Source organism: Afifella sp. H1R (assembly GCF_021462425.1).
Lineage (GTDB): Bacteria > Pseudomonadota > Alphaproteobacteria > Rhizobiales > Afifellaceae > Afifella > Afifella aestuarii.
Window position 1 is genome coordinate 1,231,228 of record NZ_JAKEDY010000001.1, and the last position, 13,118, is coordinate 1,244,345.

General features: G+C 64.1%; 9 protein-coding genes. 4 read left to right on the plus strand and 5 right to left on the minus strand.

All coding sequences use genetic code 11. The annotated features are described in order from the left end of the window. The first annotated feature begins 25 nt into the window (after window positions 1–25). The 3 genes from L0F51_RS05910 to L0F51_RS05920 all read left to right on the plus strand — a co-directional run bounded on the left by L0F51_RS05910 (window position 26) and on the right by L0F51_RS05920 (window position 3,077). A complete protein-coding gene (locus L0F51_RS05910) occupies window positions 26–835 on the plus strand; it encodes a helix-turn-helix domain-containing protein (RefSeq protein WP_234628327.1) in 810 nt (269 codons plus the stop codon). Window positions 836–961: 126 nt separating this feature from the next. After that, window positions 962–2,227, plus strand: a complete 1,266-nt coding sequence (locus tag L0F51_RS05915; RefSeq protein WP_234628328.1) for an NnrS family protein — start codon at window positions 962–964, stop codon at window positions 2,225–2,227. Window positions 2,228–2,375: 148 nt separating this feature from the next. Then, window positions 2,376–3,077, plus strand: coding sequence for a Crp/Fnr family transcriptional regulator (locus L0F51_RS05920; protein WP_234628329.1), 702 nt, complete (start codon window positions 2,376–2,378; stop codon window positions 3,075–3,077). 74 nt (window positions 3,078–3,151) lie between these two features. On the opposite strand, the gene alaS is transcribed toward L0F51_RS05920, so the two are convergent. From alaS to L0F51_RS05945, 5 genes are all read right to left on the minus strand, one after another. Continuing rightward, window positions 3,152–5,821, minus strand: a complete 2,670-nt coding sequence (gene alaS / locus L0F51_RS05925; RefSeq protein WP_234629354.1) for an alanine--tRNA ligase — start codon at window positions 5,819–5,821, stop codon at window positions 3,152–3,154. A 567-nt stretch (window positions 5,822–6,388) separates the two neighbouring features. Then, complete coding sequence (gene recA, locus L0F51_RS05930; protein WP_128291660.1) at window positions 6,389–7,477, minus strand: recombinase RecA; 1,089 nt, start codon at window positions 7,475–7,477, stop codon at window positions 6,389–6,391. Between the two features lie 126 nt (window positions 7,478–7,603). Further along, a complete protein-coding gene (locus tag L0F51_RS05935; protein ID WP_234628330.1) occupies window positions 7,604–8,257 on the minus strand; it encodes a carbonic anhydrase in 654 nt (217 codons plus the stop codon). A 120-nt stretch (window positions 8,258–8,377) separates the two neighbouring features. Further along, on the minus strand, window positions 8,378–10,900 hold the full coding sequence (cckA, locus tag L0F51_RS05940; protein WP_370642316.1) for a cell cycle histidine kinase CckA: 2,523 nt from the start codon (window positions 10,898–10,900) through the stop codon (window positions 8,378–8,380). Between the two features lie 201 nt (window positions 10,901–11,101). Continuing rightward, window positions 11,102–11,308: a hypothetical protein gene (locus L0F51_RS05945; RefSeq protein WP_234628332.1), complete on the minus strand. Its 207-nt coding sequence runs from the start codon at window positions 11,306–11,308 to the stop codon at window positions 11,102–11,104. Here L0F51_RS05945 and L0F51_RS05950 point away from each other — a divergent pair. Continuing rightward, window positions 11,234–13,075: a hypothetical protein gene (locus L0F51_RS05950; RefSeq protein ID WP_370642371.1), complete on the plus strand. Its 1,842-nt coding sequence runs from the start codon at window positions 11,234–11,236 to the stop codon at window positions 13,073–13,075. The two genes, L0F51_RS05945 and L0F51_RS05950, sit on opposite strands and share 75 nt — an antisense overlap. The last annotated feature ends 43 nt before the right edge of the window (window positions 13,076–13,118 follow it).

Below are 13,118 nucleotides of genomic sequence, written 5' to 3' on the forward strand. Positions count from 1 at the left end.
TGTCCTACGAGACTGGGCCACGATCTTGAAAAATCCTCCCCTTCTCCCTTTCGCGGATGACATTCCGCGCCGCGTGATCGCTCTCGGCACCGAGTATCGGGACGGCCAGATCATCGCGCCGCACAATCATCGCAGAGGCCAGCTCCTCTACGGCTCGACCGGCGTCGTGATGATGGTCACCCGCGACGGAGCCTGGGTGATGCCGCCCGAGCGCGGCATGTGGATCCCACCCCAGGTGGTCCATGAGGTTCACATGCTGGGTCGAGTGAAGATCCAGAGCCTCTATCTCCTCCCCGAGGCCGCCGAAGCGATGCCGGCCCGCTGTCAGGTCGTCGGCATCTCGCCCCTCATGCGCAACCTCCTCGCCGAAGCGGTGGCACTGCCGCGGCACGGCGAGCTCGACGAGCGGGACGCCGCGCTCATGCGGCTCGTCGAACACGAAATGCACCGCCTGCCGGCCTTGCCGCTGTCGCTCCCGCTGCCCAAGACCGACCCTTTGCTGCGGCTCTGCCGCACCTTCCTGCTTCATCCGACGCCGCACAGCACGATCGATGAATGGAGCGAAGCTCTCGGCCTGTCGCGGCGGAGCTTCACCCGCCTTTTTCGCCGTGAGACGAGCTTGAGTTTCGTCGCCTGGCGCCAGCAGGCCTGTCTGATGGCGGCCTTGCCGCGGTTGGCCGCCGGCGAGGCCGTGACGGCCGTCGCGATCGATCTCGGCTATGACAATCCGGCCGCCTTCACGACGATGTTCAAGCGCGTTCTCGGCACGCCGCCTCGAACCTATCTGGAGCGTCAGGCGGCTCCCGCCGAAGGAAGCCTCGGCGCGACCAACTGAGAGAGCGGCGAGAGGTCGTCGTGAGGGCTCCCTGTCCGATCCGACCTCCCCTTCCGCAATTTGCCGAAGCGCAAAGACGTTCTGTCCGCTCCCGCTAGTCTTGGCGCAAGCAAGCGAGAGACGATCATGTGCCCGATCACCGACAGGATTAACGCCACCCTCATCGACCGTTCCGTTCCGCGGCGCGAACGGGCGGGGGGCGTCAGCAACAAAGACACGCGCGGCCGCAGCCTCGACGTCGCCCCCATCCTGTCGTACGGTTTCCGGCCCTTCTTTTTCGCCGGCACCCTCTTCGCTGGCCTCGCCATCCCCTTCTGGCTGTGGATGTATTTTGCAGGCGGCAGCCCTGCCGGTCCCTTCGACGCGCTCTCCTGGCACGAGCACGAGATGATCTTCGGCTATGTCGGCGCCATCATCGCGGGCTTCATTCTGACGGCTGTGCCCAACTGGACGGGCCGCCTCCCTTTGAGCGGAAAACCGTTGCTCGGCCTCATCGCGCTTTGGCTTCTCGGGCGCATCGCCTCAGCCTTCGTGGCCATGCCTGCACTCGCGTTTGCGCTCGACCTCGCCTTTCCCCTGGCACTTGCATTTGCCATCGTCCGCGAAGTCGTTGCCGGCAAGAACTGGAAGAACATGCCGGTCGCCGTCATTCTTTCCGTGTTCGCGCTCGCCAACGCGCTTTTCCATGCAGAAACCGCAGGGTTCATCTCCTCCGGCTACGCCGTGCGTCTGGCACTCGGCCTTATCGCGCTTCTCATCGCCCTCATCGGCGGCCGCGTAACTCCGAGCTTCACCCGCAACTGGCTCGTAAAGAATGGCGACAAAAGCCTGCCCGCGCCTTTCGGCCGGATCGACAAGATCGCCCTCCTCGCAACGCTTGCGGCCATCCCCGCCTGGGTCATCTTCCCCTATGCCCTCGTGACCGGCATCCTCTGGCTCGCGGCAGGCCTCCTTCTCGGTCTGCGCCTGTCGCGCTGGCGCGGACACGCCACCTTCGGCGAGCCGATAGTCCTCGTCTTGCATCTCGGCTATCTCTGGCTCGCAATCTCGCTCGTCCTCGTCGGCGGCTCCATTCTTGCACCGACGCTCATCACGCAGAGCGCCGCCATTCATGCTTTGACGGCCGGCGCGATCGGCACCATGACGCTCGCCATCATGACGCGCGCAAGCCTCGGCCATACGGGCCGCGCGATCCACGCGGACCGCTGGACGCGGGCGCTCTATGGAGCCGTCAGCCTAGGCGCCGTCCTCCGAATCGCCGCGACCTTCGCGATCAGCCTCTATGCCGCGCTCATCACGCTCGGCGGCGTCGTCTGGAGCCTCGCCTTTCTCGCCTTCGCGCTTCGCTACGCACCGATCCTGTGGGGACGACGCCGACACGCGACACCGTGAGGCCGTCAAACGAGCTGTGTTCCCCTCGCCTGCCCCGCATTGTCTTCCGATGCGGCAGAACTTCTTCGCGAACCGCTTTTCCTCAGCCGCTCAAGCCGTTTAGAACGGAGACCGGCACTGCGTTCCGCGGTTTGCGAGGGAGACCTGTTTGCCCGCTCTCGATCGATCGCTCATCCAGGATCTGCCGCTCTTTGCAGGGCTGCAGCCGGATGATCTCGACGTCATCCTCAAAACGGCTCGCTCCGCCCGCTATCCCCGCGAGACGACGATCTTCGAGCAGGAGGCGGAGGCGCATTCCTTCCACCTTCTCCTGAACGGCCATGTGCGCGTGGTCCGCACCACGCCCGGCGGCGACCAGGTGATCACCCGCTACATCAACGACGGAGAGCTCTTCGGCATCGCGCCGGCGATTGGCCGCAAATCCTATCCCGCCAGCGCCGTGGCCGCCGTCGATTGCGTGGTGCTGACCTGGCCGACCCATCTCTGGGCCGATTTTGCGGCGCATTTTCCGGCCTTTGCCGACAACGCCTCGCGCACGGTCGGCGCCCGCCTGCAGGAAACGCAGGCCCGTGTCGTGGAGATGGCCACCCAACAGGTCGAGCAGCGCGTGGCACAGGCGCTTCTGCGCCTCACCGAACAGGCCGGACGCCCGACCAAAGACGGCGTGGAAATCGATTTCCCCATCACCCGCCAGGACATTGCGGAGATGACCGGCACCACGCTTCACACGGTCAGCCGGCTCTTGAGCTCATGGGAAGAAGCAGGCTTCGTCAAGAGCGGGCGCCAGAAGGTGACGATCGTCGATCAGGAAGGTCTTCGGCAAATCGCCGAAAACCGCCGCCACAAATAGCCTGACGACAACAGCCTGAAAGACGGGGCGGAGATCTTCAACGGCGCCGCGCCCGCCCTTTTAACAAAACAGGCCTATGCCGCGAGTTCTTCGACCCGCGCGGTGATCGCCGCGAGTGCGGCTTCGGCCTGGCCGGCATCCGGACCACCGGCCTGCGCCATATCCGGGCGCCCGCCACCGCCTTTGCCGCCCAGGGCCTCAGACCCGAGCCGCACCAGGTCGATGGCGTTGAACGTGTCCGTCAGATCGCTCGTGACGCCGACGGCGAGACCCGCTTTGCCGTCGTTGACACCCACGATGGCGACGACGCCGGATCCGACGGCCTGCTTGCCCTCATCGACGATGCCGCGCAGATCCTTGAGCGCGACGCCTTCGACGAGGCGCGCCATCAGCTTGATTGAGCCGATTTCTCTGACGGGCTCCGCGCCCGCCTTGCCGCCGCCCATGGCCAGCTGCTTCTTCGCTTCCGCGAGCTCGCGTTCGAGCCGCCTCCGCTCTTCCATGAGACCATCGACACGCTCGACAAGCTCTTCCGGGCGCACCTTGAGACGACCGGCGAGATCCTTCACGCGCCTGTCCTGCTCGGCGAGATAGCGGCGTGCCGCCTCGCCCGTCAGAGCCTCGACGCGGCGCACGCCCGCGGCGACCGCCCCCTCGCTCAACACCTTTACGAGGCCGATTTCGCCCGTCGCGCCGACATGGGTGCCGCCGCAAAGCTCCACCGAATAGGGTTTCGTCTCGTCGCCATTCTCGCCGACTTCCGTGCCCATGGAGACGACCCGCACTTCATCGCCGTATTTCTCGCCGAAGAGCGCCATGGCCCCGGCGGAAATCGCTGCTTCGCGATCCATCAGCCGCGTCGTCACCGGCGCATCCTGCAAGATGACGGCATTGGCACGGTCCTCGACGAGCCGCAGCTCCTCCTCGCTCATCGGCTTCGGATGCGAAAAATCGAACCGCAGCCGGTCAGGAGCCACGAGAGACCCCTTCTGAGCCACATGCGGACCGAGCGTGTCACGCAGCGCCTTGTGCAGAAGATGCGTCGCCGAGTGGTTGGCACGGATCGTCGTACGGCGCTTGCCTTCGATGATCATGCGGACATTGTCGCCGACGGAGAGCCTGCCCTCCTCCATCCGCCCGAAATGCACGAAAAGCCCGTCCGCCTTCTTCTGCGTATCCTCCACGCGGAAGACGCCGCCCGCCTCGCTGCGAATGACGCCGGTGTCGCCGACCTGGCCGCCCGATTCGCCATAAAACGGCGTCTGGTTGACCACCACCGCACCCGCATCGCCGGCATCGAGCTCGGACACGCGCTCACCCTCCTTGACGAAACCAAGGGTGACGGCCTCCGCCGTTTCCGTGCCGTAGCCGAGGAATTCCGTGGCGCCATGCTCTTCCTTGAGCGCCATCCAGACTTCTTCCGTCGCCGCCTCGCCGGATCCGGCCCAGCTTGCCCGGGCCTCGGCGCGCTGGCGCTCCATCGCATCGTTGAAGCCGGCGAGATCGACGCTGATGCCGCGGTTCTTGAGCGCATCCTGCGTCAGGTCGAGCGGAAATCCATACGTGTCATAGAGCTTGAAGGCGGTCCCGCCGTCGAGCATGTCGCCTTTGTGAAGCGAGCCCGCCGCCTCGTCGAGAAGGCTCAGCCCGCGCGACAGCGTACGCTGAAAACGGCTCTCCTCCAGACGGATCGTCTCGGTGATGAGAGCCTCCGCGCGCATCAGCTCCGGATAGGCGCCCCCCATCTCGCGCATGAGCGTCGGGACCAGCGAATAGATCACCGGCTCCTCGGCCCCGAGAAGATGCGCGTGCCGCATCGCCCGCCGCATGATGCGCCGCAGCACGTAGCCCCGCCCATCGTTCGACGGCAGCACACCGTCTGCGATCAAAAAGCTTGTCGCCCGCAGATGATCGGCGATCACGCGGTGGCTCGCACGGTTCTCCAACGTCGCCTTGGCGCGCGTCGCCCCTTCCACGGCCTCGATCAGATGCCGGAAGAGGTCGATATCGTAATTGTCGTGCACGCCCTGCAGAACGGCCGCGATTCGCTCGAGCCCCATGCCCGTATCGATCGACGGCCGCGGAAGGTCGTGGCGCTCTCCGCCCGCCACCTGCTCGAACTGCATGAAGACGAGGTTCCAGATTTCGATGAAGCGGTCGCCATCCTCGTCGGGCGAGCCCGGAGGCCCTCCGGGGATCTCGGCACCGTGATCGTAGAAAATCTCCGAACAGGGGCCGCAGGGTCCCGTCTCGCCCATCTGCCAGAAATTGTCCGAGGTCGCGATGCGGATGACCTTTTCTTCAGGCAGACCCGCAATCTTGCGCCACAGCGAGAACGCCTCTTCGTCGTCGGCATAGACGGTGACGAGAAGCCGCTTCGGGTCGAGCCCGAATTCCTTGGTGACGAGGTTCCAGGCAAGCTCGATCGCGCGCTCCTTAAAATAATCCCCGAAGGAAAAATTCCCGAGCATCTCGAAAAAGGTGTGATGGCGCGCCGTATACCCGACATTGTCGAGATCGTTGTGCTTGCCGCCCGCCCGCACGCATTTCTGCGAGGTGACTGCGCGCTGATACGGTGCCTTCGCCCGCCCCGTGAAGAAGTCCTTGAACGGGACCATGCCCGCATTGGTGAACATCAAGGTCGGGTCGTTGCGGGGCACGAGCGGGCCGGAAGCGACGATCTCGTGGTCGTGCTTGGAAAAATAGTCGAGGAACGCAGAGCGGATCTCGTTGACGCCGATCATCTGGCGAAACACCTGTGGTTGGACCTCATGGCCACCGAACATCTACGGCCGGCACCGAAGTAATGGAATTTCCGGGCTGTCGTCGGGTCACCACCGTCACCGGATCACCGAAAGCCCGCAGGCGGTGGTTTTAGCGATGGGCCAGAGAACTGTCCACATGGCTCGACCCGGCGCCAAACGACATCGAAACGCCGCAAGCCGTGCAACTCACGCGTCAGTCCGAGACGACGCCGCAAATGCCCGCTCTCGTCCCTTGAGAAGCCGACCAGCCGCAAACATCGGCGTCCATCGGCCGCGCCCGACCTCTCGTGACATTCCGGACGGTCCGCCCCTCGGAAGCAGCCCGAAGAGCCCGCACCCCGGGGAGAGAAACAACCGCGGCATCGCGGCCCATCACATGGGTCTAAGCCGAAACCGGAAAGACCGAAGATGCAATAGCCCAAAAACCAGAAAGCCCGCCAGAAGCGGGCTTTCCTTATGAAGACATCTTGATGAAGAGATCCCTCTCGTTCATCCCGCCGGCTCGCCGATACGGGCGAAGCCAAGAGGACGAACGGCAGACAAAACTCAGGCCTTCGCCGCCTTGCCGCCCTCGTCCTCCTGGCGCGGGCCATCCAGAAGCTCGTCTGCGATGAGACCGGCATTCTCGCGAATCGCCTTTTCAATGGCGTTGGCGACGTCCTCGTTTTCACGCAGGAAGTTCTTCGCGTTTTCCCGGCCCTGACCGAGACGCTGGCTGTCGTAAGAGAACCAGGATCCGGACTTTTCGACGATCCCGGCCTTCACCCCGAGATCGAGCAGCTCGCCAGTATGGGAAATGCCTTCGCCATACATGATGTCGAACTCAACCTCCCGGAACGGCGGCGCGAGCTTGTTCTTCACCACCTTGACCCGGGTCTGGTTGCCCACGACCTCGTCGCGGTCCTTGATGGCACCGATCCGGCGAATATCGAGGCGCACGGAGGAATAGAACTTCAAGGCATTGCCGCCCGTCGTCGTTTCCGGGCTGCCGAACATGACGCCGATCTTCATGCGGATCTGATTGATGAAAATGACCATCGTATGCGAGCGCGAGATCGAGGCCGTCAGCTTTCTGAGCGCCTGGCTCATCAGCCGCGCCTGCATGCCGGGCAACGAATCGCCCATCTCGCCTTCGAGCTCGGCCCGCGGCGTAAGGGCCGCGACCGAATCGACGACAAGCACGTCTATGGCGCCAGACCGCACCAGCGTATCGGCAATTTCGAGTGCCTGCTCGCCGGCATCCGGCTGCGAAATCAGGAGATCATCGAGTTTGACGCCGAGTTTGCGCGCATAAATCGGATCGAGCGCATGCTCGGCATCGATAAAGCCGCAGATGCCGCCCTTCTTCTGCGCCTGCGCCACGGTGTGCAGCGCCAGCGTCGTCTTGCCCGAGGATTCCGGCCCGTAGATCTCGACCACACGCCCGCGCGGCAGACCGCCGACCCCGAGCGCGATATCAAGTCCGAGCGAACCAGTCGGGATCGTGGCAACTTCCACGACCTGTCCCTCCTGGCCGAGCCGCATGATCGACCCCTTGCCGAAGGAGCGCTCGATCTGGCTGAGAGCAGCGTCCAGAGCCTTGGTTCGATCCATGGATTCTTTGCCTCCTTCGACTACGCGCAACGGATTCGCCATCGGACTATCCTCTAAAGTTCAGCGGATGACCACCCGCTCCTCAGAGAATTTCGTACTCTATTTGTTCTATAGCGTCAACACCGCCGGATCCCCTCTCGATGGGCCAAAAGAGGCGCGCCGGAAAGCCTACTTTCCCGGCGCTGCGGCACCTACGGGCTCGAAGACATCGCTGTCTGGACGCCGCACCATCAAAAGTCCGGTCGCGACGGCAAAATAGGCCGCATGGAGTTGGAGCGAGCCCTCTTCCACGCGCCGTTGCACGAACGGAAACGTCATCAGATTGTCGAGTGTCTTCACCGCCGACACCTGCTCGAGCCGCTGCAGGTAGTCGTCGAGAGGCGCCGCATCGCGCGGGCCGAGCTCTTCGGCGGCAGGTGCGATCAAAGACATCCACTTGCCGATGAAGTCGCCGGGGGAAAGCGGGCCAACCTCGTCGTCGGCGAAAGCCCGAATGCCGCCGCAGCGGGCATGTCCGAGAACGACGATGTGCTTCACCTTCAAAGCCTCGACGGCGAATTCGATCGCCGAGGAAACACCGTGCTGCGAAGCCGACGGAGAGTAAGGCGGCACGAGATTGGCCACATTGCGGACCACGAAAAGTTCGCCGGGCCGGGCATCGAAGATGACTTCCGGCGAAACCCGCGAATCGCAGCAGCCGATGACCATGATCTCCGGGCTCTGCCCAACCTCTGCGAGCTCGGCATATTGATGCTGCTCGATGGGCAGCCGGCCATCGCGGAACGATTGATAGCCCTGAAGGAGACGCTCGGGAAAACGCATGTGACACACCTCTCGGCCGGCGGATTCGCCGAAAACATATGAACAGGCAAGGGAGAACGTCAGCTCACCCTATCCGCCCCCATCCAATCGAACGGCCTCCGCCCGGCACCTTTCCGCCCGTTAAGGCTGCAGGACACGCTTCACCGTGATCGCCAGATCCTTGAGCGAGAACGGCTTCGGCAGGAAGTGGAAGTCCTCGTTCTCGGGCAGATGCCGTGCGAAAGCGTCCTCGGCATATCCGGAGACGAAGATGATCTTCAAGGCGGGATTGGTCTTGCGCAGCTCTTTCAGAAGCGTCGGCCCGTCCATCTCCGGCATGACGACGTCGGACACGACGAGATCGATGGCGCCGTCCATGTCCTTCATGATGCGAAGCGCCTCCGGTCCGGACGCGGCCTCGTGCACCTCGTAGCCGCGCGCAGCGAGCGCGCGAGAGGCGAAGGCGCGCACGGCCTCTTCGTCCTCGACGAGAAGGATCGTGGCGCTGCCGGTGAGATCGGTCGGCTCGGACTTGGGCGAGGCCACCTCCTCCTCCGCTTCCCGCTCCGCCACGTAGCGCGGGAGAAGCAGCGAAAAGGTCGTGCCTTTTCCAAGCTCGCTGTCGACGAAGATGAATCCGTCCGTCTGCTTGATGATGCCGTAGACCGTGGAAAGGCCGAGGCCGGTTCCCTTGCCGATCTCCTTCGTCGAAAAGAACGGTTCGAAGATCTTTTCCATCACCTCCGGCGTCATGCCGGTGCCGGTGTCGGTGATCTCGATCAGCACATAATCGGCGGGCCGGAATCCGTCCTGGCGGAAGCGATGGCTCTCGGCCTCCTCCAGATTGCTGGCGCGGATCGTAAGCATGCCGCCGTTCGGCATGGCGTCGCGCGCATTGACGGCGAGATTGACCACCACCTGTTCCAGCTGGTTGAGGTCCGCCTTGACGGGCCACAGCCCGCTCTTGTGATCCGTCTTGAGCTCGACGGTCTCCCCGAGGAGGCGATCCAGCAGCACGGTGAGATCCGACAACACTTCTTCGAGGCGAATGACGCGCGGCTGCAGCGTCTGCCGGCGGGAGAACGCCAAGAGCTGCCGCACCAGACCCGCGGCACGATTGGCGTTCTGCTTGATGTTCATAATGTCTTCGAACGCCGGGTCGGACGGCCGATGGTTCGACAAAAGCAGGTCGGAAAAGCCGATGATGGCGGTCAGCACATTGTTGAAGTCATGCGCGATGCCACCGGCGAGCTGTCCGACCGCCTGCATCTTCTGGCTCTGCGCGAACTGCGCCTCGAGCGCCCTCTGCTCGGTCGTCTCAAGCGCATAAACGATCGCCGCGTCCTCGCCGGGTTCGCCTTCGACGATCGGGCTGACGAAGAAGCGCGCGCTTCTTTCCTCGTCGCTCTCAAACTGCGCGTCGACCGGAGAAATATCGCTCTGCCCGTTGATCGCCGCATGGAGGGCGGCCTTGAGCGCAGGGCGGTCGGCGGCCTTCACCACGCTCGTCAGCTCGATGCGGGCGGGACCGCTCTTGCGGAAGAGTTTCAGGAACCGCGCATTCGAAAGATTGATCGCTCCGCTATGGTCGACGGAGGCGATCGCCATCGGCGTGTTGTTGAAGAAGCGCGTGAACCGCCGTTCGGCCGCAAGCCCGGCATCCCCGTCGGCAAGCCCCACTTCCAGAACGAGCGTGCGTGAGGCGCCCACTGTGCCGTCGGCCGAAACCGGCACGCGGTGCAGCAGACGCACGGGCTTGCGTGTCCCGTTCGCCCGAACGAGGTCGATTTCGAGCCGCTCCGTCGCGGTTTCGCCGCGCTGACCCGAAGCCTCCAGAACCGAGAGGCTCTCGGCCGTGACGAAATCGCCGATCTCTGCCGCCCCCGGCTCGAAATCCGCAAGATCGATGCCGAGCCACTCCGCCAGGGTGGCATTGACATATCGGATGCGGCCGTCCGGCTGCATGGAGAAGAAACCTGCGGGAGCGTGATCGAGATAATCGATCGCGTTCTGCAGTTCCTGAAAAATGTTCTCTTGATGCTCCCGCTCGCGCGTGATGTCGGAGATGAGCCACAAAGCGAGCTCCGGGCGTCCGGCAATCGGGTTCACCTTGACCCGGTACCAGCGCGCCGAGCCGGACTGCCCGCCGATCCCGCCCGGCATGCGGATCTCTTCCATCGCCCGACGGCCTTTTTCGGCGGCTCCGGAAAGCCGATAGATCGCCTCCGAAGCATCGGGGCTTTCCGCGAAAAGCCGCTCGATGGAGCGCAGATCGCCGCTCTCCTCACCATAGAGGCGATAATAGGCACGGTTGGCCTTGATGGCGCCCGCAGCGCTGTCGGCGATCAGGGCACCCTCGCCGATCGCCTCGAAGAGCTGTTCGGGAAGACCCGGCACGCGCGCGTCGGCGACCCGGGAGCGCACGAAGCGGATGAGGCCCCCGGCCGCCATGAACAGGCACATGACGCCGACGGTTGAAAGGATACCGAGGCACACGAGCACAACGGTATCGGTCCATTCCGGCGGGACGAAGAGGTAAGAGCCTGCCACGACGAGAAGTCCGAGCGACAAGAGGAAAATACGAATCATGCTGTCGCGCCGCTCTCCGGCTTCTGCAGCCTCGGTGCTCTGCCTGTCTGCCATGGGATCGCTGGTTACGGCCATTAAGTGAGATTAGCCGATTCGGCGAACCACGCCGCAGGCCTTTGCGTGACTTGTGACAGCCTTGACGAGAGCTCGCAACTGACTCGCAAGGCACAGCTTCGTTTGAAAAGCCTTAATATCCGGGCTATCGTGCCATATCGACCGCGTGGGTTGAGTGTAGCGTAAGTCAAGGAGGCGTCCATGCGCGGTTTAACCGATCTTTCAACAGGGGCATTTGCGGGCCCCATTCTCCTCGCCATAGCCGTCCTTCTCGTCATCCTGGGACTTGTCGTCTGGATCACCCGGCGCGGCATCGTTCCGGGGCGCGGCGCCGGTGCGCAGCGGGTTTCCCGGCTGCAGGTCATGGAAACGCACGCCGTCGACCAGAAGCGCCGCCTGCTGCTGATCCGGCGCGACCAGGTTGAACATCTCGTGATGATCGGCGGCCCGGCGGACATCGTCGTCGAATCGCAGATCGTGCGCGGCCGGCCGACGGCTCAGCCGACACCCCGACGGCCAGGCGGTCCTTCGGTTGCTCCGCAGATGCCAGACTACCAAGCGTCGCATCGCCCGCCCGCACCAACCAGTGGCGAATATCCCCCCACATCGAGTGCACCGCAGCCGATGGGGCAGCTTCCTGTTTCCCCGGCCGAATCCCGCGCCCCATCGCCCGCCCTCGGGCGAACCTCAGGAGATGGGCCCGGACATGGCCCCGAACACGGTCCCGGGCATGGCGTTGCGCAGGCAGCGCCGCTTGCGCCGAATCTTTCGAGGCCACGCCCAGAGGCGGCAGAGGTTCCGGAAGCTGAGACGGAACCGGTTCGCACGAGGCGTGCCGTGCCTGAGGCCTATCGCTTCGGAATGGACGAGGACGACAGCCCGGCTCCCTCCTCGGCAGAGCTTTCAAGCAGGACCGCGGACGCCAGGGCAGAGCCGCGTCATGACGCGTCCGAAGCGAAAGACCGCGAGACAAGGAATGCGCCGGCCCAGACCCTCCCGGCAGGCGCCTCGAAAGACGAAACCAAGGCCGCGCAAGAGACACCCTTCGGCGACATGCCGCCGGCACTCAGGGCGCGGATGCTTTCGGGTCTGTTCAGTCCCGCCCCGAAACCGGGACAGCCGGTGCCGGACGAGACGCCGGCGGTTCAGGCGCCCTCCAACACCCTTCCGTTTGCAAAGCGTGCTGTCCCGCAGCAGGACAAAGCTCCAGTCAGCAGAGCATCCGCCGACCTGGAACCGGCAGAGCAGGAACCGGCCGACCCGAAACCGGAGCTGGTGGCGACCCCTCAGGAAACCGCAGCGATCGAAAAGGCGACCGTCAGCTTCTTCCAGAACATCCGCCGGGTTTCGAAGGAAGCAACCGAAGAGGTCGCCCCGGCCAAGACCGAGACGTCGCAGCCCGATACCCGCTCGCTTGAAGAGGAAATCGGCGAGGCTTTCGGCGAGATCGCGGCCCAGCGCAGCGACGCGGCCGATGCGAGACCGGCTGGAGCAGACCGCTCCGCGCTCAACGTTCCCCCTGCCCTCAACGAGGATCAGGGAGAGGCACAGACGACCACCGCTCATGTGACCTGGCCGACGATTTCCTTGGCCGGAGAAAAAGGGGAAGGCACTCCTGTCGGACTGACCGAGGCCCAGAGCCCGAGAGATGCACAAAGCCCGAGAGATGCACAAAGCCCGAGAGATGCCCAAAGCCCAAGAGATGAACGTCCGCAGCCAACGACGATTGCAGACATCGCAAGTCAGCTGGAAAGCGCACTGTCCGACCATGTGACGGCGCGCATTCCCGCGAGCGAACAGGTGACGGCGGGTGCGCAACCGGAAGGCCCGGGCGTTTCACCAGCAAAACCTGAGACGGTTTCGAAGGCCGAAAGCGGCGGCGACGACATCTCGGTGACGGCAACAGCGCCGGAAATCCACCGGGACGACGATCGCATCGAAACAAGGCTCGAACCGGAAGCGCCTGCGATCGCGTCAGCCCCCCTCTCCGCCCCGTCAGAGATGCGAGAGATCCCAGGTCAGAAAAGCGACGAGAATCAGCGGGAGCGTCGCTCGACCGCCAATCTTGAAAACGACGAATCGGCGAGCGTCGTGGCCTTCGAGCCGAAGCGCAAATGGGCGTCGGAGCAGGAACAGCTCGAAGACGAGATGGCGCGCCTTTTGGGCGAGCTGACAGGCGATCTGAAGAACCGTTGAGCCCTGGACGCCCGCAAGGGTGCCCGCGCTGTCGCGCAATCCA

Excerpts from the sequence above, each read along its gene's own strand:
- L0F51_RS05915 (WP_234628328.1), top strand. The coding sequence starts at position 962 with ATGTGCCCGATCACCGACAGGATTAACGCCACCCTCATCGACCGTTCC.
- alaS (WP_234629354.1), bottom strand. The coding sequence starts at position 5,821 with ATGATCGGCGTCAACGAGATCCGCTCTGCGTTCCTCGACTATTTTTCC.
- recA (WP_128291660.1), bottom strand. The coding sequence starts at position 7,477 with ATGGCGAATCCGTTGCGCGTAGTCGAAGGAGGCAAAGAATCCATGGAT.
- L0F51_RS05935 (WP_234628330.1), bottom strand. The coding sequence starts at position 8,257 with ATGCGTTTTCCCGAGCGTCTCCTTCAGGGCTATCAATCGTTCCGCGAT.
- cckA (WP_370642316.1), bottom strand. The coding sequence starts at position 10,900 with ATGGCCGTAACCAGCGATCCCATGGCAGACAGGCAGAGCACCGAGGCT.
- L0F51_RS05945 (WP_234628332.1), bottom strand. The coding sequence starts at position 11,308 with ATGTTCAACCTGGTCGCGCCGGATCAGCAGCAGGCGGCGCTTCTGGTC.